The 17,334-nt window shown below is 66.7% G+C and carries 16 protein-coding genes; 14 read left to right on the top strand and 2 right to left on the bottom strand.

Annotated elements, in window-relative coordinates; translation table 11 throughout:
* Positions 1-229: 229 nt before the first annotated feature.
* The 4 genes from KHU32_RS22845 to KHU32_RS22830 all read left to right on the top strand — a co-directional run bounded on the left by KHU32_RS22845 (position 230) and on the right by KHU32_RS22830 (position 4,595).
* The gene (locus KHU32_RS22845) at positions 230-2,497 is read left to right on the top strand and encodes an FdhF/YdeP family oxidoreductase (protein WP_213672502.1); all 2,268 of its coding nucleotides are present in this window, start codon (positions 230-232) and stop codon (positions 2,495-2,497) included.
* 28 nt (positions 2,498-2,525) lie between these two features.
* Entirely contained in the window at positions 2,526-3,317 is a 792-nt protein-coding gene (locus tag KHU32_RS22840) for a formate/nitrite transporter family protein (RefSeq protein WP_213672501.1), read from the top strand.
* Positions 3,318-3,537: 220 nt separating this feature from the next.
* Complete coding sequence (locus KHU32_RS22835) at positions 3,538-4,104, top strand: cytochrome c oxidase assembly protein (protein WP_249681561.1); 567 nt, start codon at positions 3,538-3,540, stop codon at positions 4,102-4,104.
* Complete coding sequence (locus KHU32_RS22830; RefSeq protein WP_213672499.1) at positions 4,101-4,595, top strand: CopD family protein; 495 nt, start codon at positions 4,101-4,103, stop codon at positions 4,593-4,595. Before KHU32_RS22835 ends, KHU32_RS22830 begins: the two co-directional genes overlap by 4 nt.
* Here the strand turns inward: KHU32_RS22830 and KHU32_RS22825 are convergent.
* The gene (locus tag KHU32_RS22825) at positions 4,559-4,963 is read right to left on the bottom strand and encodes a DUF2231 domain-containing protein (protein ID WP_249681559.1); all 405 of its coding nucleotides are present in this window, start codon (positions 4,961-4,963) and stop codon (positions 4,559-4,561) included. The two genes, KHU32_RS22830 and KHU32_RS22825, sit on opposite strands and share 37 nt — an antisense overlap.
* A gap of 141 nt (positions 4,964-5,104) precedes the next feature.
* Between KHU32_RS22825 and coxB the strand changes: the two genes are divergently transcribed.
* Genes coxB through KHU32_RS22810 form a run of 3 tightly spaced genes read left to right on the top strand, consistent with a single transcriptional unit; the run spans position 5,105 to position 8,576 of the window.
* Complete coding sequence (coxB, locus tag KHU32_RS22820) at positions 5,105-5,779, top strand: cytochrome c oxidase subunit II (RefSeq protein ID WP_213672497.1); 675 nt, start codon at positions 5,105-5,107, stop codon at positions 5,777-5,779.
* Positions 5,776-8,268: a cytochrome c oxidase subunit I gene (gene ctaD, locus KHU32_RS22815; protein WP_249681557.1), complete on the top strand. Its 2,493-nt coding sequence runs from the start codon at positions 5,776-5,778 to the stop codon at positions 8,266-8,268. The genes coxB and ctaD overlap by 4 nt, the downstream gene beginning before the upstream one ends.
* On the top strand, positions 8,265-8,576 hold the full coding sequence (locus KHU32_RS22810) for a hypothetical protein (protein WP_213672495.1): 312 nt from the start codon (positions 8,265-8,267) through the stop codon (positions 8,574-8,576). The genes ctaD and KHU32_RS22810 overlap by 4 nt, the downstream gene beginning before the upstream one ends.
* 192 nt (positions 8,577-8,768) lie before the next feature.
* Here the strand turns inward: KHU32_RS22810 and KHU32_RS22805 are convergent, their stop codons facing one another.
* Positions 8,769-9,287 carry a hypothetical protein gene (locus KHU32_RS22805; protein ID WP_213672494.1) on the bottom strand — a complete coding sequence of 173 codons (519 nt, stop codon included), beginning with the start codon at positions 9,285-9,287 and terminating at the stop codon, positions 8,769-8,771.
* Positions 9,288-9,552: 265 nt separating this feature from the next.
* Here KHU32_RS22805 and KHU32_RS22800 point away from each other — a divergent pair, with 265 nt between their 5' ends.
* The 7 genes from KHU32_RS22800 to KHU32_RS22770 all read left to right on the top strand — a co-directional run bounded on the left by KHU32_RS22800 (position 9,553) and on the right by KHU32_RS22770 (position 16,244).
* A complete protein-coding gene (locus KHU32_RS22800) occupies positions 9,553-10,500 on the top strand; it encodes a helix-turn-helix domain-containing protein (protein WP_213672493.1) in 948 nt (315 codons plus the stop codon).
* A gap of 215 nt (positions 10,501-10,715) precedes the next feature.
* Entirely contained in the window at positions 10,716-11,192 is a 477-nt protein-coding gene (locus KHU32_RS22795; protein WP_213672492.1) for a hypothetical protein, read from the top strand.
* 24 nt (positions 11,193-11,216) lie between these two features.
* Positions 11,217-12,044: a DUF2092 domain-containing protein gene (locus KHU32_RS22790; RefSeq protein ID WP_347265592.1), complete on the top strand. Its 828-nt coding sequence runs from the start codon at positions 11,217-11,219 to the stop codon at positions 12,042-12,044.
* Positions 12,041-12,598, top strand: a complete 558-nt coding sequence (locus tag KHU32_RS22785; RefSeq protein WP_213672490.1) for a hypothetical protein — start codon at positions 12,041-12,043, stop codon at positions 12,596-12,598. The genes KHU32_RS22790 and KHU32_RS22785 overlap by 4 nt, the downstream gene beginning before the upstream one ends.
* Before the next feature lie 56 nt (positions 12,599-12,654).
* Positions 12,655-14,085, top strand: coding sequence for a DUF1254 domain-containing protein (locus tag KHU32_RS22780; RefSeq protein ID WP_213672489.1), 1,431 nt, complete (start codon positions 12,655-12,657; stop codon positions 14,083-14,085).
* 17 nt (positions 14,086-14,102) lie between these two features.
* The gene (locus tag KHU32_RS22775; protein ID WP_213672488.1) at positions 14,103-15,029 is read left to right on the top strand and encodes a hypothetical protein; all 927 of its coding nucleotides are present in this window, start codon (positions 14,103-14,105) and stop codon (positions 15,027-15,029) included.
* 21 nt (positions 15,030-15,050) lie between these two features.
* On the top strand, positions 15,051-16,244 hold the full coding sequence (locus tag KHU32_RS22770; protein WP_213672487.1) for a patatin-like phospholipase family protein: 1,194 nt from the start codon (positions 15,051-15,053) through the stop codon (positions 16,242-16,244).
* Positions 16,245-17,334: the final 1,090 nt, after the last annotated feature.

Here is a 17,334-nt window from a genome sequence, read left to right as displayed (position 1 = left end):
CAGATCAGACGGATAGCGCTTTGTCTTGCGGGCAATCTCGGCCATCCGGCGGCGCGTCTCTCGGGTCCACATCCCGAGCTTGAATCACCCCATCCACGACACGCCAACCCATTCTCAAACAGTCACTAAGCCGTGCAGCACCGAAGCAGAGAATTTCTCTATTTATAAATTTTCTGCAACCTTGGCGTTATCCGTGCCTTACCTCGACAGGGAACCGCCAGGAGCACTCATGGCAAGGCCGTCGGACACCATTGATTATAAGGGCGCCTCGGGTGGCTGGGGCTCGTTGCGCGGAATCGTGGAGACCCTGGCGCGGGAGAGGCCGTCAGCAGGCTCGCTGAACACGCTGCGACGGCAGAATAAGAAGGGAGGCTTCATGTGCACCAGTTGCGCATGGGGCAAGCCGAAGCATCCCCATGCCTTCGAGTTCTGCGAGAATGGGGCGAAGGCCACGCTGTGGGAGCTCACCACGCATCGCTGCACACCGGAATTCTTTGCGAGCCACAGCGTCACCGAACTGCGTGGCTGGAGTGATCATGATCTCGAACAGCAAGGCCGCCTGACCCATCCCTTGCGTTACGATGCAGCAAGCGACCGCTATGTGCCCTGCAGCTGGCAGGAGGCTTTTGCCGCGATTGGCGGAGAGCTGAAGACCCTCGAGCCGAAATCCGCCGTCTTTTACGCCTCGGGCCGGGCCAGCCTCGAGACCTCCTACCTCTATGCCCTGTTCGCGCGCCTGCATGGCCATAACAACCTGCCGGACAGCTCCAACATGTGCCACGAGACGACCTCGGTGGCCCTGAACGCGTTGATCGGGTGCCCGGTCGGCACCTGCGTGCTCGAGGATTTCGAGCAGTGCGATGCCATGTTCTTCTTTGGTCAGAACACCGGTACGAACAGCCCACGCTTCCTCCATCCGCTGCAGCAGGCGGTCGAGCGGGGCTGCAAGGTGGTGACGTTCAATCCCATCCGCGAGAAGGGGCTGATCAGCTTCATCAATCCCCAGAGGCCGGGGCAGATGCTGAGCGGTCAGGGGACGGAGATCAGCTGCCAGTATCTGCAGCTCCGCGCGGGCGGCGACATCGCCGCGATCATGGGTCTATGCAAATTCGTCCTCGCCGAGGACGAACGCCAGGGCGGGACGGTGATCGACCACGCCTTCATCGCCCAGCATTGCACCGGCTTCGATGCTTTTCGTGCCAGGGCGGACGCGACATCCTGGGAGAGGATCGAGCAGGAATCCGGCCTCAGCCGCGCCGATATGGAGGCGGCGGGGCAGGTCTATCTCGCCGCGGAGCGCGTCATCGGCGTCTATGGCATGGGCCTGACCCAGCATGTCCATGGGTTCGAGAACATCGCCATGCTGGTCAATCTCCTCCTGATGCGCGGTCACATCGGCCGGCCAGGCGCGGGCATCTGCCCGGTGCGGGGCCATTCCAATGTCCAGGGGCAGCGCACCGTCGGCATCGCGGAAAAGCCGGAACTGGTGCCGCTGGACAAGCTGGCGGATCAGTTCGGCTTCGATCCTCCGCGCGAGCCGGGCATGAATACCGTCGCCGTCTGCGAAGGGCTGCTCGACGGCCAGGTGCAGGCCTTCATCGGGCTGGGCGGCAACTTCCTGCGCGCCATTCCCGATCAGGGCCGCATCGAGCCCGCCTGGGAGCGGATGCGCCTCACCGTTCAGATCGCCACCAAGCTGAACCGGAGCCACCTGTTCAATGGACGCACGTCTTATCTGCTGCCGTGCCTGGGCCGCAGCGAGGAGGATCTCCAGGCAAGCGGTCCGCAGACCGTGACGGTCGAGGACAGCTTCAGCCATATTCACGGATCGCTCGGCCACCGCCCGCCAGCCAGCGAACACCTCCTGTCCGAGATGGCGATCGTCGCCGGCATCGCCAAGGAAACGCTGCCGTCAAACCCCAGGCTCCGCTGGGACGACTGGACCGCCGATTATGCGCTGGTCCGAGATCTGATCGCCGAGACCTATCCCGACGAGTTTCACGACATGAACGGCCGGATGTTCCAGCCAGGGGGCTTCTATCGCGGCAACCCGGCGCGGGAGCGGGTTTGGAAGACGGAGAGCGGCCGCGCGCAGTTCACGGCGCCCGACATGCTGGCCGCCACGGATGTGGAGGATGCTGACGGCCGCTACCGGCTGATGACGATCCGCTCGAACGACCAGTTCAATACGACCATCTATGGCTACAGCGACCGGCTGCGCGGCATCGAGGGCAAGCGCGATGTCGTGCTGATCAACCCCGACGACATGCGCCGTGCCGGATTGTCGGCAGGGCAACGTGTGTCCCTCGTCGGGGATGCCGATGATGGACATGCGCGCCGGATCGACGGGCTGGAGGTGGTGCCGTTCAACCTGCCCGATGGCAGCATCGCGGGCTACTATCCCGAGCTGAATCCGTTGATCTCCCTGCAGCATCACGACCGCCGGTCGAAGACGCCGGCAGGCAAGGCGGTCCCTGTCCGGATCGAGGCGGCGTAACGCCGTGGGCACGGGTGAAGACAGTCAGATGGACGACACCCTCAAGGATCCCATCGGCAGCGCCATCGCGCAGGAAGCGCCCGAGGCGCTGGCCGACAAGGCACGGCAACCCTGGGCGCGGATGATGGTCCTGGCCTGCCTGGCCGGCGCCTTCATCGCCTTTGGATCGGTGATATCGCTCGTCGCGCAGTCGGGGGCGGGCGACAGCTCGGTGACCGGGGCCGTGCAGCTGATCTCCGGCCTCGCTTTCTCGGTGGGCCTCATCCTGGTGATGATCGCGGGCGCCGAGCTCTTCACCGGCAACACCATGATGGTACTGCCGGCCGCCACGGGGGAGCTTGCCGCCGGTCGGATGATCCAGGCCTGGATCGTCGTCTGGCTGGGCAATCTCGTGGGCAGCCTTGCCGTCGCGTTGCTGTTCTCCGCCAGCGGCGGGCTGGAGGGCAACGTCGGCGACGCCGCGAGGAGCCTGGTGGCGGACAAGCTGGCGAAAACGCCGCAGGCCGTTTTCTCCTCCGCCATCCTGGCGAACATCCTCGTCTGCCTGGCGGTCTGGATGTCGATGAGCGCGGTGACCATCCCCGCGAAGGTCATCGCCATCGTCGGCCCGATCACGGTCTTCGTCGCAGCCGGGCTGGAGCATTCGGTCGCGAACATGTCGATCCTGCCGCTCGGATGGCTCAGCGGGCCGGGCGAAGACGTGGCCTGGCTGTCAGGCCTGCAGAACCTCGCACTCAGCACGCTGGGCAATATGGTCGGCGGGGCGCTTCTGGTGCTGTCCCTCGGCTATGGTCACGACGCCCTTCGGCGGGGTGCCTGACCATGAGGGCGCGCTCTCCGCATCACCGGGGTTGCGAGGCTCTCAACCGCATTGATGGGCAAACGAACGCCGATCACGACGAGGTGTCCGGCCGATGACAAGCTACTGCGGCGCTCCGCCGCTTCCTGACGATTGGCTCCTCCGGTGGAATCTGGACCCGCTCCTTCTGGCCGCGCTGGCCCTGGGGGCTGCGGTGGCGACGCGTTCCCGACATCCACGAATGGCACTGGCGGCCGTCGGTGTCCTCGCCGTGGCCTTCGTGTCGCCGCTCTGTGCATTGACCGTCGCGCTGTTCTCGGCGCGCGCCGCGCATCACGTGCTGCTTGTCGCGATAGCTGCGCCGATGATTGCCCTGGCCTTTCCCGCTCGCCGGCCAGGCCATGCCGGCGCGGCCTTCCTGATCGCCACTGCGACATTGTGGGTCTGGCATCTGCCGTCGCTCTATGACCGGGCACTGACCGATCCCATGCTCTATTGGCTCATGCAGGTCAGCCTGTTGGCGACCGCCGTCTGGTATTGGCGCGAGGTGTTCGCCGCGCCGCCGGTATCCGCGGCGCTGGCCGCCACCCTGGGCATGGCGCAGATGGGCCTGCTGGGGGCACTGCTGACCTTCGCGCGCGTCCCTCTCTATGCCGCCCATGCCGAGACGACGTGGCCCTGGGGGCTGGACCAGCTCGCCGACCAGCAGCTCGCCGGTCTGGTGATGTGGGTGCCGGGCTCCATCCCCTATGCGATGGCAATCGCGTTGATCGCCCGGCGTGTCTGGGCAAGGACGGCCACGACATGATCGCCGCCCTCAAGTTCTTCCATATCGCGGCCCTGTCGATCTGGTGTGCCGGGCTCGTCGGCCTGCCGCTGCTGCTGGCCCGCCACCATCCGGCGGATGACCAGGCGGAATTCGCGAGGACGAGGCTCGTGACGAATCACGCCTATGTGCGCGTCGTCACGCCCGCCGCGGTTATCGCCATCGCGCTGGGCACCGCTCTGGTTTTCATGCGGGGAGTCTTCGTGCCCTGGATGTTCGCGAAGCTGGTCCTGGTGGGCCTGCTGGTCCTGATCCACGCCTGGATCGGTCATATCACGCTGAAGTTCGGCGAGGAGCAGGGCCATTATCGACCGCCGCCGGCAGGCCTGCTCGTCGGGATGTCCCTCCTCGCAATGCTCGCAATTCTGATCCTGGTTCTCGGTAAGCCCTTCCTGGCGGAGGGGATCCTCCCGGATTGGCTCCTGGGGACGCAGGGTCAGCCCTTGCCGTTGCGCGAGGTGCCGATTTGGTAATCGAAGACGAGCTTGCCCCCGTGCCAGCCCGTGACGGCGGTGAAGCCCGCCGCCAGGGCCGAGAGCAGCAATCCCCAGGGCAAGACCGCCTCTTCGTACCCCGTCAGGCGGTAGCCCCAATTGGCGCCCAGGATGGACAGCAGCATCACGGCGAGGATGAAATGCGTCCAGCTCGCGGCGCGGGCGCGGATGCCGGGAACCAGCAGCAACTCGACCGTTCCCGCCAGACCCGCCGCCAGGCCAAAGAGAAAGGCCATGCCGCTGGCCCAGAGCGCTGCGCGTGCCCAGAAGCTGTCGCCTGTCCACCAGTAGAAGCCGTCGGCCCCCAGCGTGCACATCGTCAGTGCGATCGGAAAGGTGACGAGCATGGCATGGATCGGATGGCCTGCGACGGCGATCCGCGATTCCGTCCGGTGGAAATACGGCTGGGCCGAAATGGGATCGACGCGCGCTCTCCCGCTTTCGGACGTTTCGGGATTGGACGTCTCGGGAGGGAAAGCCATCGCCCCATGCTACACGTGCTGCGCGTGGCGATGCCAGCGCTGGTCACGGTCGGATGTTCCGGACCGCTCTCCACCCTCGACACGGCCGGGCCTGCGGCGCGCGATGTAGCGATCCTCTGGTGGGCGATGCTGGCAGGCGCGGGCGTGCTGACCCTGCTGGTAGTGCTGTTGCTCGCCCTGGCCTTCGTCCACCGTGCCCGGGATGGTCAGACCGGCGTGTCGCTGTGGCTTGGTTGGCTGGGCGTCGCCATGCCCGGCGCGGTGCTGCTCGTCCTGCTGGGTTCCGCATTGGTGCTGGGAGAGCAGATGATTGCGCGCCCTGCACCTGGCGTGATCGTCGTCGAGGCGACGGGCCATCAGTGGTTCTGGGAGTTCCGTCAGCCCGGCGCGAGCGGCGCCATCACGACGCGCGACGTGCTGCATATTCCTGCCGGGCGACCGATCCACGTGCGTCTCGCCGCGGCCGACGTGATCCATGGCTTCTGGGTTCCGCGGCTCGCCGGAAAGATGGATGCCATCCCCGGCCATGTGAACGTGCTGCGGATCCAGGCCGCGCAGCCGGGTGTGTTCGAAGGACAGTGCGCGGAGTTCTGCGGCCTGGAGCACGCTGCGCATCGTTTCCGCGTGATCGCTCATGACGAAGCCGGATGGGCCGCGTTCCAGCGTGGGGAGGCACCATGAACGCACTCCGGCGTCACCGCGCACTGACCGCGATCTGGGGCTCTGCACCCGGTTGGCGTGGGTCCATCGCGTCGGTCAATCATTCGGACATCGGCAGGCGATTCATCCTGGCCGCCTTCGCGTTCTTCGCGATCGGCGGCGTGCTGGCGATGATGATCCGTGCGCAGCTGGCGACGCCGGGCAGCGCCTTCGTCGGCCCCGACATCTACAACCAGCTGTTCACGATGCACGGCAGCATCATGATGTTCCTCTTCGCCATCCCGATGTTCGAGGGGCTGGCGCTGTACCTGCTGCCGAAGCTGCTGGGCAGCCGCGACATGGCCTTTCCACGCCTCTCGGCCTACGGCTGGTGGTGCTACCTCTTCGGCGGCTCGATCCTGATCGCGTCGCTGGCGCTGGGCGTGGCGCCGGACGGCGGTTGGTTCATGTACACGCCGCTTTCCTCCCGGGCCTATTCGCCCGGCGTCAACGCCGATGTCTGGCTGCTGGGCGTCACCTTCGTGGAGATTTCCGCGATCGCCGCCGCGGTGGAAATCACGGTCTCGATCCTGAAGCTCCGCGCTCCCGGCATGCGGCTGGACCGCATGCCGCTCTTCGCGTGGTACCTGCTCATCACCGCCCTGATGATGATCGTCGCCTTTCCGCCGCTGATCCTGGGATCGATCCTGCTGGAGGTGGAGCGCGCCTTCGATTGGCCCTTCTTCGACCCCGCGCGCGGCGGCAGCCCGCTGCTGTGGCAGCACCTGTTCTGGCTGTTCGGCCACCCGGAGGTGTACATCATTTTCCTGCCCGCCGCCGGCGTGGTCTCCACCGTGCTGCCGGTGATGGCCCGCACGCGGATCCTGGGTTACGGCTGGATCGTGGCCGCGCTGCTGGCGATGGCTTTCCTCAGCTTCGGGCTGTGGGTGCACCACATGTTCGCCACCGGCATTCCGCACATGGCGCTGGGCTTCTTCTCGGCCGCCTCCGCGCTGGTCGCCATACCGACCGCGCTTCAGGTCTTCGCCTGGATCGGCACGCTGTGGAATGGCCGGCCGGAGCTGAAGCTGCCGATGCTTTACCTGCTGGGCTTCTTTCTGACTTTCGTGATCGGGGGCCTGACCGGCGTCATGCTGGCGATGGTGCCCTTCAACTGGCAGGCGCACGACACCCATTTCGTCGTCGCGCATCTGCACTACGTCCTGGTCGGCGGCTTCATCTTTCCGATGCTGGCGGGCGCGTATTACTGGCTGCCCCATTTCACCGGCCGGGCACGGGCAGCCTCGCTGGGCAAAGCCGCTTTCTGGCTGATATTTCTCGGCTTCAACTTCACCTTCTTCCTGATGCACCTGACCGGGCTACTGGGCATGCGCCGGCGGGTGCATACCTATCCCGAGGAAATGGGGTGGGCCTGGCTGAACCTGCTCTCCTCGATCGGGAGCTTCGTGATGGCCTTCGGCTTCGCGCTCTTCGCCATCGACGTCGCGCTGCAGATTTTCTGGTCGCGCCGCAGCCGCCGCAATCCCTGGAACGCCGGCACGCTGGAATGGGCGATACCGATCCCCACGCCCGTCTACAACATCGCCAGCCTGCCGCATGTTCAGGATCGCGAGCCGCTGGCGACCGATCCTGCGCTCGCCGTGAAGTTGGCGCGCGGCGAGGGCTACCTGGCGGTACCACGGCATGGCTGGCGCGAGACGATGGCCGTGGAGACCACCACGGGCGCGGTCGATCACGTCGTCGTGCTGCCGGGGAACACGCGCCTGCCGATCATCACTGCTGCGGTGACGGGGAGCTTCTTCCTGTGCCTGCTCTTCGGGTTTTACTGGCTGGCACTTGTTCCACTGGCGGGCGTCGTTGTCCTGGCCTGGCGCTGGGCCTGGGTGTTGGGGAGCCGCGAGGACTTCGGCCCTCTGCCGATCGGGCAGGGGCAGGCGGCGCTCACCCATCGCGAGGCGGTCGGCGCGCCCGGCTGGTGGGGCAGTGTGTTCCTGCTGGTGGCCGATGGAACGCTGCTGGCGTCGCTGCTGTTCGGCTATGCCTTCCTCTGGGTCGTTGCGCCCAACTGGCCGCCACCAGCGCGGATCGAGGGGGGCCTTCTCCTGGGGCTGATGGCCTCTGCTGCCACGCTCGCCGGGATGTGGCTGCAGCGGCGGAGTCTGGCAGCGGCTTGCGCGGGGAGATTAATTTCGGCCCGGCACACTGCGACCGCCGCCGCAGCGGCACAGGCCGTCTCCATCGTCGCGCTGATGTCCCTCGGCATCACTGCGCTGCCGGGGCCCGAGACCCATGCCTATGCCGCCGCCGGCTGGGCGCTTCTCATTTACGCCGCGCTCCATGCGGCGATCGCGCTGCTCTGCAGCGCCTTCGTGAGCGCACGCCTCGCTTCGGGTCATGTGTCGGGCACGCGGCTGCTGGAGCCCTCGATTGCGCGTCTCTTCAGCGACTACTCGGGCGCGGCGACGCTGATCGTGCTCGTCTGCGTTCTGGCACCGGCGATGGCGCCATGATGTTCCTGGCACGCGCGAGCGCCGGGCTCGGGCTGTGGGCCTTTGGCTTTTCCCTCCTCTATGCGCTGCACGGGATCGGCTGCGCGAGCGGGTGGAATGAGGTGCAACTGGCGGGCGTAACGTTGTTCCGATGGGTCCTGGTGTCGAGCTGGATACTGCTGTGCCTGGGAGCTGCTGCCGTTGTCCGGTGGGCGTGGACAGCGCCTTCCGGATTTGAGAGATGCCTGGGTCTCGCCTCGGCACTGGTTGGTCTGGCGGCGATGTTCATCACGGGGGCGCCTGTGGTTCTGGCGGCTGCCTGCGTCTGACGTCACTGCCAATGTCGAATGAGACCTGGTCTTCGCAAGAGTTAGGACTGTCCGGAGCTTTGCCGAATTGAACCTACCGTCGGATAGGGCCTGTTTCAGGCCGTCCAAGCCCTCCACCGGAGGTCGTCTCGACCAAGATTTGGTCACAGCAGCGGGTCGCTCCCCCTGCACGACACGGGCATAATTTCCACTTTAATGTATTTGGGGGCGTCGGCTGCGGGTTCCCGCACCCCAGGTCACCTTGCTCACAGAACGCCCCGACAGAAATGCCGGGGTATTGTCTTTCTGGACGCTGGGAGAGTTGATCGCGCCCGCTGCCAGACGGAGGAGCACGCCCAGCTCCCCGCGAACGCAGATCCGGAGAGCGCAAGCCTCCAGGATCGGGCGGATCGCCCCCACCAGGCCGCGGATCATCTCACGGGCCTTGGCGGCATCCTCCTCGTCTAGGAGGCGCGTGAACTCGGCCACCCGGTCGCGATGGATCTGCGCCAGAGCCTGATACAGGCGAGGGGCAGGGGAGACCTCGGCCAATAGCACGATTGCAGCGGATACAGCGACATCCGTCGTGCCCTTAACGCCGACGGCAAATCCGGACCTCACCCATCCAAGATGGTGATGATCCGAGCGTCGGCGAAAAAGCGCCGCCTGGTGAAGGTCTGCCGTATGCTTTTGGCCGCACCTGATCCGCTCCAGCGCCTCGGCGAGCACCACGTCCAGGTCTTGTCTTGATTATCCTTCGGAGGCGGCTTGGATGGGCGATGTGCCTAGACGGTGCGGCCGGTCAGTCCTGTGAGCTTCCTGGCGGGAGGCACTCCCCTCCAAGCGGGTTACGAAATATGCTCCCTCCTGATCTTCGAGCGCCACCCTTCATCACACCCACACATTCGCAGGCGATCGAACTAGTTGCGAAATCGCCTCGTTTTGCGCGGTGTACGGAGAAACGGTGAAGCAAGAGCCGATACTTCCCCATGGAGTGATGCGCGAGGAGCTCTCCGACCCGGAGCTCGCCGGGGCCGGCCTCCACGGCGCGCAGCTGCGCCTCGTTCCGTTGCGTCGGGGCCCTTTTGCCGCTTCCTCCTCGAGCTTTCTGCTGGAGGACATGACGCTTCAGGTCGGAGCATGCTCCGCGCATATGTGTCTTGCCGCGGTTGCTCCTGATAGGGGGCTCCTGCATCTCTCCTTGAACCCCGACGAGAACCTCCTCATCAACGGCGTTGCGTCCGGACCTCGCAGCTTCGGCCTTTATGGAAGCGGCGCGGAGGTGCTGCGTTCGAGCGAACACGACGTCCAGTTTGCTTTGGTGACCTTTTCCACCGCGCTGGTCGGGACGCTTGCAGAGGCTACAGCCGGTGAGGCGCTTCTTCGGCCTGGCTCGCACACCCTACTCCGCCCGTCGACCTCGGCATGGGCGAAGATTACAAGCCTGGCTCGGGCGGCCGGCGCGATGGTCCTCGAAGCGCCCATGGTGTTCGAAGGCGAGCAGCCGCGCCAAGCCCTGCGTGAGACGCTTCTCCAGGCGTTCCACGAACTTGTGGCCTCGGTCGGGAATGATGCGCCGGTCTCTCCGCCTCGAAGCTCACGAGCGAGGAAGCGCATCGTATTTGCGGCCGACGAGTACCTGCGCGCCCATGTCGATCGCCCCATCTACACCACACAGCTTTGCCGTGCCCTGGGGGTATCGGCTTCTGCGCTCTCCGAAGCTTTCCAAAGCACTTCCATGATCAGCCCGCACCGTTTTCTGAAGCAACGGAGGTTGGGCATGGTGCGTTCCGTGTTGCTGTCGCGCGAAGGTCCGCGCCCGATGGTGAAATCCGTCGCGCTGTCCCATGGCTTCTGGCACCTGGGGCAGTTCGCCCAGGACTATCGAAATGCCTTCGGCGAGGCGCCCTCGGCGACCCTGGAGCGCATACGCGGCACGGCGTAGCGCGGCCGATCAACGTCTCGGCGGCTCCCGGGCCATTCAGCGAAATTTTCGATAGCGTTCGAGCTTTCCTCCGCACGATGAAAACCAGATCGTGCGCCCGCTCTCCGTAAGGCGGGCGCAACTGGGTTTCGGCCCCGCGACATAGCGGCAGGTGCACCCGTGGAGGAACTTCGCATGCTGCACCTCGCCAACGGTCTCGATGCGCTGACAGATCGATGACGCCGCTTCGGGTCATCGACCGCCGCACCGGCACCGTAGCCCTGCTCGCGGCACTCCTGCTCGCCTCGGCTTGCCAGAACGATCGCATTGGCCCGGCGGCCATCGAGGGCCGACGCCCCGATGGCAAGGTCCGGATGCAGATGGTCAGCGTCGCCTATATCGGTAGCGGGAGCCACGGCACGGGCGCGCTCGAATTCCACGGCCGGAGCCATCCCTTCACCGTGACGGGGCTGGGCATCGGCGGCATCGGCGCCTCCTCGATCGAGGCGGTCGGCGAAGTCTACAACCTGCAGGACCCGTCGCGGTTCGCCGGCGAGTATGCGCAGGCGCGCTACGGCTTCGCCCTCGGGCAGGCCAGTGCGGGCGATCTTTGGCTTCAGAACGCCGATGGCGTCATCATGCGCCTCAGCGCCCATCGCACGGGCCTCATGCTCAATCTGGGCGGCGACGCGGTCGTCGTCTCGATGCGCTGACGTGCCGGCCGGAAGGGAACAGGCATGACACCCCTGCATCGGGAGCGACGGCCCTTAAAGTGGCGCGGGGCACGGAGCCTCGCGGCCCTGTTGCTTGGCCTTGGCTGCGGCATCGCGATGGTCGCCCCGGCGCTAGGCAGCCCGGAGTCTGGGCATGAGAGCCCCGCGACAAGACCGGAGCCCCTGGTTGAGGCGAGGTTGCAGCGCATGTCGGCGACGCTGACGGCGGCAACGGCCTTCACCGTGCGCACCAGCACGCTCCATGAGGGCGCACTGGCCAGCGGCCAGCGCGTCCTGCTCGGTGGCAGTGCCGCCATCGCAGTCCGCAAACCCGACCGTCTGGCGGCCTCGGTCGGCAGCGATCTCGGCAGCTTCACCTTGTCCTATGACGGTTCCACCGTGACCCTGCTCAACCCCGCGGCGAACGTCTATGCGGCCAGCCCACTCTCGGGCGACCTCGAGCGTGCGGTGGGCTGGCTCGAGGATCGGCTCGGCATCGACATCGCGGTGCGACCTTTCCTGGCGGCCGATCCCCACGCGGCCCTCGTCGCCGGCAGCGAGACGACAGGCGTGCTCGTCGGCCGCAGCGTCGTGCGCGGCATTGCGGTTGACCATTTCGCGCTCCGCAATTCCGCCGTGGACTGGGAGATCTGGCTGGAGGCCGGCTCCCGCGCGCTGCCGCTCCGGGTCTCGCTGATGGGACGGGGCGAAGATAGCGCAGGCCGGATCACCATCGACTTCGAGGACTGGAACCTCTCACCGCGCCTAGCTGCGAACGCCTTCAACTTCGTGCCGCCGCCGGGGGCGGTCCCCGCAACGCTGGCGCTTCGTCCGGAAGGGGCGTCGCCGTGATCCCGCGCCGGACCCTCTACCTGCTTGGCGGCGCCTGCCTGCTGGCCTTGGCCACGCCGACCAGCCAGCAAGCGGCGGCCTGGACCACCGCCACGGGGCCGCGCGGCGGCAGCGCCGTGGTGGGGCATCGCGGGGCTCTCGGGGTGGGGCCTCATGGGGGAGCCGCCGCCGTCGGTCCGCGTGGCGCTGTCGCCGTGGGGCCCTACGGGCGAGCCGGCGCCGTCGTACGGCCGGGCTATCGCTCGCCGGTCGTCGCGGTCCCCGTGGTTCCCGTCTATCCCGGCTATGCGCGCCCAGTCGCGCCGCTGGCCGGGACCATCGCGGCTGGGGTCGTGGCCGGCACGGTCGCGGGCGCGATCGTGGGTTCGGCCGAAGCCCGCGCGACTGTCCCTCCGCCGGCGGGGCTGACAACCGGCGCGACGATCGCCGTGCTGCCGGCGGGCTGCACGACGCGGCGAGCGGGCTCCGTCACCTACTACCGCTGCGGCCCGGCCTGGCTTCGGCCGTACATGCAGGGCCCGGACGTCGTCTACCTGGTGGTTCCGCCACCGTGACCAGTGGCGCACCGCCCCCCCGCAACGCCAGCTCCAACTGAACAAGGTTCGTGATCATGACGCTTCAACGTCGAATTCTGCTTGGCACCGGCGGCGCTCTCGCGAGTGCCGGTCTGCTCCGGTCCGCGCGGGCGCAGACCGCGACCGCGAACCCTGTTCCGATGGCCGCGCCCGACGAGGCGCGCCTTATCGCTCGCGAGGCCTATCTCTATTTCTATCCGCTCGTGACGATGGAGGTGACCCGGCGCCAGGTCACGAATATCGAAGCCGGCCGGATGCCGGGCCGCGGCCCCATGAATTCCTTCGTGCATATCCGCGCCTATCCGGGCGCCGAGTTCCGAGAGGTGGTGCGGCCCAACTTCGACACGCTCTATTCGGTCGCCTGGCTGGACCTGACCCGGGGGCCGATGGTCGTCTCCACGCCGGACACCGGCGGCCGCTACTACCTCCTGCAGATGCTCGACATGTGGAGCGACTCCTTCGCCGTCCCCGGCCAGCGCACCAGCGGGACGCAGGCCGCCGAGTTCGCCGTTGTCCCGCGCGGCTGGACCGGCGCCCTGGCGGCGGGCCTGCGCCGGATCGACGCGCCGACGCCCCATGTCTGGATCGTGGGGCGGACGCAGACCAATGGCCCGGCCGATTATCCGGCCGTGCACCAGGTGCAGGACGGCTTCCGCATCACGCCGTTGGCGCGGCGCGGCCAGCCCGCGCTGCCGCTGGAGGTGACGATCGACCCGAGCGTGGACATGCGGACGCCGCCGAAGGTTCAGGTCGATACCATGCCGCCCGCTGCCTACTTCCGCATGGCGGCGAAGCTGATGAGGCTGCACCAGCCGCACGACACCGATTGGTCGCTCATCGCACGGCTGGCGCGCATCGGCATCGTTCCTGGGCAGGGCTTCGATCCGCAGACGCTGTCTCCGGCGCTTCGCCGGGCCCTCGAAGCGGGCGCGGCCGACGGCGCCCGCCTCATGATCGAGAACCTGCCGAATATCGCCCGGGTGGTGCGCGGCTGGCAGATGAATACCGATACCATCGGCGTCTACGGCAACTCCTATCTCCGGCGCGCCGTCATCGCGCAGCTCGGTCTCGGGGCGAACCCGCCGGAGGATGCGGTCTACCCGCTGAGCATCGCCGATGCCCAGGGCAATCCCCTGACGGGCGAAGGCCGCTACACCATGCATTTCGCGAAAGCCGAGCTGCCGCCGGTCGATGCGTTCTGGTCGCTGACGCTCTACGACGCCGACGGCTTCCAGGTCGCCAATCCGCTGAACCGCTTCGCCATCGGCGATCGCGACGCGCTGACCTACAACGCTGACGGCTCGCTCGACCTCCACATCCAGCATGAGGATCCGGGCGCCGAGAAGCGGCCGAACTGGCTGCCTTCGCCGCCGCGCGGCCCGATCAGCCTGGCAATGCGGCTCTACGCGCCCAAGGCCGCCGTGCTCAACGGCAACTGGGCACCGCCCGCGATCCAGAAGCTCTGAGTCGAGGTAGGTCGGTCATGAACCGTCACGAGAGCGGGCGGGCGCGTACCGGCGGGGCGCCCGAGGGGTTCGTCCGCCGTCTGCGCATCATCGCGGCGGCGGGGCTCCTCTGGGGCGCTGCGGCAACAGAGGCGGCGGCACAGCAACCGCCCGCCGCGCTTTCGCCGGCGGCCGACCCGTCGGCGTGGCGGTTCAACATTGCGCCCTATCTCTGGCTGCCGGAGATCAGCACGGGGCTCCGCTTCGACCTGCCCGCCGCCCTCGGCGGAAGGCTGACCACCACGGCATCGAGCAGCCCGGGCGACTACCTGCCCGGGCTCAACTTCGCGGCGATGTTTTCGGCCGAGGCCCGGCGCGGTCGCTTCTCCGTGCTGACCGATCTGCTGTTCATGGATGTCGGCGCGAAGGAAACCGACATCCGCTCGCTCGACTTCTTCGGCCTGCCGTCGCACCCCATCTCCCGGTCCCTGCAGACCGGGTCGGGCACCGTGCTCCGGACGACGATCTGGACCCTCGCCGGCGGCTACACCGCGCTTCAAGGCGACTGGGGCCATCTCGACGTGATCGCGGGCTTTCGTCTCGCTGATGTCGAGGCGCGCACGGATTACCGGCTGCAGCTTAACGTCGCCGGCCCTCGCGGAAACGGCGCCAGCTTCGGTGGATCGGGACGCATCTCGACGCGGACTGACATCTGGAACGGCATCGCCGGCTTCCGCGGCAGCCTGAACCTCGGGCAGACGGGTTTCTTCATGCCCTACTACTTCGACATCGGCACCGGGGGATCCGACCTGACCTGGCAGGCCACCGCCGGGATCGGCTATCGAATGGGCCGCGTGAGCATGTCGGCCCTCTACCGGCATCTGTCCTTCGAGCAAAGCAGCCGCTCCACGGTTCAGAGCCTGTCGCTCGGCGGCCCGATGTTCGCGGTCAATGTGACCTTCTGAGTAGACTGGAAAAAACACGACATGCCTCAGCTCTCCCGCCGCTCCGCGCTCCTCCTCGGGGGCGGCACCCTTTCCGGCTGCGCCCTGCCGGTCCGCGAGCCCGCGGTGCCGAGCGGCCAGTCCCACCGCGCTTCCGTGCTGGGCCTGCCGAACGAGCGCTTCCTTGCCGGCGACGGTTCCGCGGCGATCACGCAGGAATACATGGCAGCGCTCGAACGGCGTCGCGCCTTCCTCGGGTTGACCCCGAACGAGGCGAACCCGCCGCTCCACCTGCTGGCGATCTCCGGTGGCGGCGAGGATGGAGCCTTCGGCGCCGGCCTGCTCAATGGCTGGTCACAGCAAGGTTCGCGCCCTGTCTTCAACCTCGTGACCGGCGTCAGTACGGGGGCTTTGACGGCCCCCTTCGCCTTCGTCGGCGCCTCGGCGGATGCCGCGCTGAAGCAGGTCTATACCGGCATCACGCTGGCCGATGTCGCCGTCCAGCGCCACTTCACCGCCGCGATCTTCGACGACGCGATGTCCGACACCGCGCCGCTCTTCGCGACCATCTCCCGGCAGATGGATGCCACCATGCTGTCGGCCATCGCGCAGGGCTATCGCGAGGGGCGGCTGCTGCTCGTGGGGACCACCAACCTCGATACCCAGCTGCCGGTGATCTGGAATATCGGCGCCATCGCCAATAGCGGTGATCCGCGGGCGCCGGACCTGATCCGGCGTATCCTGCTGGCCTCCGCGGCTATACCCGGCGTCTTTCCGCCGGTGCTCTTCGACGTGCAGGTGGATGGACGGACGTATCACGAGCTGCATGTCGACGGCGGCGCGGTGGCACAGGCCTTCCTCTATCCCGCGGCCGTGGCCGAGCACCGGCGCGCCAGCATTCGCGCACGGAGACCGGTGCCGCCGGTCCATGCCTGGATGATCCGCAACGCCCGCCTGGATTCAGACTGGGCTTCGACCAACCGCCGGACTGTAAGCATCGCCCAGCGCGCGATCGCCACCATGACCGCCTCCAGCGGCTACAATGACGCGGTGCGCATCTGGCTGAACGCCGAGCGCGACGGCGTGGAATTCCGCATGGCCTATATCGGGCGCGATTTCACGGTCGCTTACGACAAGCCTTTCGATCAGGCTTACATGACGCCGCTGTTCAACTACGGCTTCGAGCGGGCGAGGGCGGGCTATCCGTGGTCGCGCCAGCCGCCGTTTACCTCATAGATATTCGCGAGAAGCCGCCTTTCGCTGCGTCGGCTTCGGAGGGCGGCGGTCTGGTTGAAGCGATTGATGGAGGCAGCATCAGCGGCTCCCTGCGCGACGGCCAGCGTCATCAGCAACAATGCGGGCGGCTATCCCGACGGCTTAGTGGCTTGGAATCTCAACGAGGGGTAATTCCGACTTCGCTTGCGTCGGGTTTCATCAGTCCCACCCCAGGTGAGCATCATCTATGTTGGCGGCCTCATCGGCGCATCGAGGGTAGTGGATCGGTCTCCGACCTTGGGAGCAAATATCGGCGGTTTGATCGGTCTTAACGGCGGCGCCCTGAATATACCGCCGGGTCCGTCACCGGGCCGGCCGATGCCAACATCGGGGAGTGGCTGGCTACAATAACAGCAGCGCGCCGGACCTCACGAATGCCTACTGGGATACGACATCGACCGGGCGGGCACTATCGAGCGGTTGCGGGGAGCGTCAACGCTTCCGGCCTTCCAAACGCGCAGATGCAGAATTCGTTCACGCTTTGCGAAGGGCAACCCCGGCTTATAGGTGGTCTTGCGACCGCCACGACGATTGCCTTTGGCGTGGAGGTCGATGCCATAACGCGGGGTTCGCTTGCCGTCGGCTGCAACTACGCGCTGACCTTCACAGAGATAAGCCTGACCATGCTGGCGAGGCCGTTGACCATCGCGGCCGCGGCCTAGAGCTGGCCGCAGCCATCTCATGCCGGGGATGCTGGTCGCTTTAGTTACCAGCATACCGCGCCCATCCTGCAATCGCTCATCCAGGGCTCGGCGGACGCGGCGCTAGTTTTGGAAGCGCTTTTGCGGCCATTCGGCACGCCTCGTTCTCCAAACTTTCGCGGACGCGAGCCATATCGTTGCCGACGCAGTGAAAAGGTTCGGATGCGGCTGCGAGGGTCTGATTGTCCATCCTTCCATCGGGCACGAAGGCCGCCGTCTAGAGAGGATGTTTAGTCCCGGCATTTCCTGGTGCGGATTTTTGCTGAAGCGTTCGGGCGTTTCTGCTCATGTTTTGCAGATGAATTCGTAGGGCGTGAGGCCGCGCAGCCGTTTGAGGCGGCGGGCGAAGT

It is taken from the genome of Roseococcus pinisoli, assembly GCF_018413645.1.
GTDB classification, from domain to species: domain Bacteria; phylum Pseudomonadota; class Alphaproteobacteria; order Acetobacterales; family Acetobacteraceae; genus Roseococcus; species Roseococcus pinisoli.
Note: the sequence above shows the minus strand (reverse complement) of the source record. Positions and strands in the feature narration are given on the sequence as shown.

Excerpts from the sequence above, each read along its gene's own strand:
- KHU32_RS22775 (WP_213672488.1), top strand. The coding sequence starts at position 14,103 with ATGAACCGTCACGAGAGCGGGCGGGCGCGTACCGGCGGGGCGCCCGAG.
- KHU32_RS22795 (WP_213672492.1), top strand. The coding sequence starts at position 10,716 with ATGACGCCGCTTCGGGTCATCGACCGCCGCACCGGCACCGTAGCCCTG.
- KHU32_RS22800 (WP_213672493.1), top strand. The coding sequence starts at position 9,553 with ATGCGCGAGGAGCTCTCCGACCCGGAGCTCGCCGGGGCCGGCCTCCAC.
- coxB (WP_213672497.1), top strand. The coding sequence starts at position 5,105 with ATGCTACACGTGCTGCGCGTGGCGATGCCAGCGCTGGTCACGGTCGGA.
- KHU32_RS22810 (WP_213672495.1), top strand. The coding sequence starts at position 8,265 with ATGATGTTCCTGGCACGCGCGAGCGCCGGGCTCGGGCTGTGGGCCTTT.
- KHU32_RS22840 (WP_213672501.1), top strand. The coding sequence starts at position 2,526 with ATGGACGACACCCTCAAGGATCCCATCGGCAGCGCCATCGCGCAGGAA.
- KHU32_RS22845 (WP_213672502.1), top strand. The coding sequence starts at position 230 with ATGGCAAGGCCGTCGGACACCATTGATTATAAGGGCGCCTCGGGTGGC.
- KHU32_RS22790 (WP_347265592.1), top strand. The coding sequence starts at position 11,217 with ATGACACCCCTGCATCGGGAGCGACGGCCCTTAAAGTGGCGCGGGGCA.
- KHU32_RS22830 (WP_213672499.1), top strand. The coding sequence starts at position 4,101 with ATGATCGCCGCCCTCAAGTTCTTCCATATCGCGGCCCTGTCGATCTGG.
- KHU32_RS22835 (WP_249681561.1), top strand. The coding sequence starts at position 3,538 with ATGGCACTGGCGGCCGTCGGTGTCCTCGCCGTGGCCTTCGTGTCGCCG.
- KHU32_RS22825 (WP_249681559.1), bottom strand. The coding sequence starts at position 4,963 with ATGCTCGTCACCTTTCCGATCGCACTGACGATGTGCACGCTGGGGGCC.
- KHU32_RS22770 (WP_213672487.1), top strand. The coding sequence starts at position 15,051 with ATGCCTCAGCTCTCCCGCCGCTCCGCGCTCCTCCTCGGGGGCGGCACC.
- KHU32_RS22780 (WP_213672489.1), top strand. The coding sequence starts at position 12,655 with ATGACGCTTCAACGTCGAATTCTGCTTGGCACCGGCGGCGCTCTCGCG.
- ctaD (WP_249681557.1), top strand. The coding sequence starts at position 5,776 with ATGAACGCACTCCGGCGTCACCGCGCACTGACCGCGATCTGGGGCTCT.